The 3202-nt window shown below is 53.9% G+C and carries 2 protein-coding genes; both read left to right on the forward strand.

Features of this window, described 5'->3' with window-relative positions; all coding sequences use genetic code 11:
• The coding region (locus tag EQY_RS0119870; RefSeq protein WP_000320422.1) for a tail fiber protein at positions 1-2813 on the forward strand (2813 nt) is incomplete at its 5' end.
• A 14-nt stretch (positions 2814-2827) separates the two neighbouring features.
• A partial coding sequence (locus EQY_RS0119875) for a DUF4376 domain-containing protein (protein ID WP_000701874.1) occupies positions 2828-3202 on the forward strand: 375 nt, incomplete at its 3' end.

The following is a 3202-nucleotide window of genomic DNA, read 5'->3' on the forward strand; positions in this document are numbered from 1 at the left end:
TGGTGGCGCAGGCGCAGCAGAGCGCGGAAGTGGCAGCGGAAAGCGAACAACAGGCCGGGCAACATGCCGCTGATGCGCAGAAGATTAAGAGCGACTGCCAGACGCTGGCGGATAACGTACAGCAGAATGCAGAAGCCGTTGCCGAAGATAAAAAGCAGGTGGCACAGCTGGCATCATCTGCCACACAGGATGCGGCCCGCGCAGAGCAGGCTGTCAAGGATGCTGACGCGATAGTCCAGAAAGCGGTCGATAAACTTGCTGATGCCGCAACGCTGACCGGCGAGGCAAAAGCCAGCGCCGAAGCGGCAGCAAAAAGCGAACAGAGCGCGAAACAGCACAGGGACGAGGCGCAACGGATAGTCGATGGCCTGAAAGGAACCAGCGCCAGCACGACGCAAAAAGGCCTGGTGCAACTCTGTAGTGATACAGACAACGACAGCGAAGAACTGGCAGCCACGCCAAAAGCCGTCAAAACCGTCATGGACGAGACGAAAACAAAAGCGCCACTGGACAGCCCGGCGTTCACAGGTACGCCAACCACACCAACCCCGCCGGACGATGCGACCGGGCTGGAGATGGCGAACGCGGCATTTGTCCGCAAACTGCTCGCCGCGCTGGTTGACTCGTCCCCGGAAGCCCTGGACACACTGAACGAGCTGGCAGCGGCGCTGGGCAATGACCCGGAGTTTGCGACAACAATCATGAACGCGCTGGCGGGTAAACAACCACTCAGCGACGTGTTAACCGCTATCAGTAATCTGGAAGAGCGAGCCGATAACCTTCTGTGCTTTAATCAGGACGGGAATGCTTCACTGTCTCCACTGTCAGAAAAAGCCCGGTCACTGCTGGCACAGGCCACAGTGGAAACCATGCGCAATGAGCTTGAGCTGAAAAGCGCAGCGGTAAGGGACATTCAAACAGACCTTTACGACAGCTCGGAAAGCCGTGTTGCGCTGCCTGGTGCATTTGGTTACGGAATGACGGACGCCGGAGCACGTTCAATTATTGCCAGCAATATAGCGGATATAGCCAGAACCGCTCACAACCTGCACCCGGGACGGTATTACACCTTTTCCACGCGAACGGAAGAAACCACCGGGATAACAGAAATTATCTGGCTGGATAATGGCTGGGGCGACAAAACCAGCCAGACAGCAACAAAGCTGGTTCTGTTTTTTGGAAAAGACGGACGGATTCTTATGACCGTTCGTGGCGATAATATCTCCGCCCCGGTCACCTGGACGAATCTGACGCCACAACTTGGCAATGCAGCACAAAAGGATGCGCAGGAGAATATTTACGACCGCACCGAAGGCCGCCTGGCGATTCCTGGCATGTTCGGTTTCGGGAAAATATTTTCCAGTAGCGACAGAACTGAATTTAAATCAGGGACTGATTTTCTCAGGTGGGTAAAAACAGCAAAACCCGGTCGTTATACCGTATTTGCGGACACAAATGTGGTGGTACCTGGCATACAGACAAACGGTGTTATTGAAATTATCTGGCCACAACCTAAAACCAGCCCGAATGATGAGTATGCCTATAAGATAATTATTTATTACGGTGTTAATGGTCATATTTATTATAACCGTTGCGCGGTGTCATCAGATGGTGGTTATCTGGTTGGCTGGGAAAACCTGAAGGTTGATGAGGCTTCACTCAGGGCACTGATTGAAGCCCGTGCACCACTGAAAAGTCCGGCACTGACCGGAACTCCGACAGCACCAACACCGCCGGATGATGCAGCAGGTAATGAAATAGCCAATGCGGAGTTTGTCCGCAAACTGCTCGCTGCGCTGGTTGACTCATCACCTGAAGCCCTGGACACGCTGAACGAGCTGGCAGCGGCGCTGGGTAATGACCCGAACTTTGCGACAACGGTCACTAATGCACTGGCAGGTAAACAGCCGCTTAATGACGTGTTAACGGCTGTCAGCCAGATAATACCGGAAGAAAACACGCTGCCTTATTTCAGTGAAGAGGGCCGGATTTTACTGGCGCGGCTGTCAGAAAAAGCCCGCGCATTACTGGCACTGGACACGCCTGAAGCCATGCGCACGGAGCTTGAACTGAAAGCGGCTGCGACGATGGAGCCCCAGAGCGATATCCGCGACCGCACACCAGGCAGACTGGCACTGTCCGGCATGTACGGATTCGGTCAGGCATTTGCCAGCACCGACGCTCTGGCGTTTGACGGACAGGCCGATTTTGCTGAATGGCTGAAAGAGGCCACCCCGGGGCGTTATGCGGTCAGTATTGCGGACTCTTCCACACTACTGGCAGGCACCACAAAATTTAACGGCATCATTGATGTGATGTGGTCGCCTTTTGATAACGATGAATCGGACACAACGCGTAAATTCAAAATGCTGCTGTGTTTTAACCAGTATTACGAAGGTGAGCACAGTATTCATCGCCTGACTTACCGCTGGAGTGGAAACAACTGGAATGCAACAGTAAGCCCTGTCATTTACGACGGCGATTCGCTGGCGTTCTTACTGTCCCGGACAGCAGGCTCAGGCTCATATTTCAAATACCCGGCAGTGGGTGTTCCGGTGCTTGCTGTTTATCGCGGAACAACTTCCGGGGATAAAGAAATCAAAATTGGCCTGGGTGATGTGGTGCCAGGGTCACAACTGGGCGGAGTTAATCTTTCGTGCACAATATCTTCTGCGGGGGCTGGCTCCTACGGTTCCACACCGAGTGCAGGGGCTACAGGGTACACTTTCCCGGGGCGTTATATGGCGTTATCCGGGGTCAGGGACTCTTACGGAACAAGCGGTCGTATCTGCCTGTTTGTGCGCATCGAGTAACGAGGAAATAAAACATGAAAATCAGAGCGGTAAAAGGCATCAGAAACGCGCATTATCTCGAAAATGGTGCGGTTGACTGCGAGGTGTTATTTGAAGGTGAAACGGAATTCGTCCCGTATACCGCCATGCAGGATGATACCGCAATGACAGGCCAGCGCATCTGGGAAGAGTTACAGAGCGGCAAGTGGGGGGAAATCGCCCCATTCACCGTCACGCCTGAACTTATCGCAGCGGCAAAAGATGCCAAACGCCAGGAAATCGAAGCCTGGCGCACAGAACAGGAGGCGCAGCCGTTCACGTTCGAATGGAACGGTCGCACCTGGAATGCTGGCCCAGACTCACTGGCCCGTCTCTATCCGGTGGTAATGGCTGCAAAATCTGATACGGCA

Origin of the sequence: Escherichia sp. TW14182 (assembly GCF_000208525.1) — a bacterium.
Lineage (GTDB): Bacteria > Pseudomonadota > Gammaproteobacteria > Enterobacterales > Enterobacteriaceae > Escherichia > Escherichia ruysiae.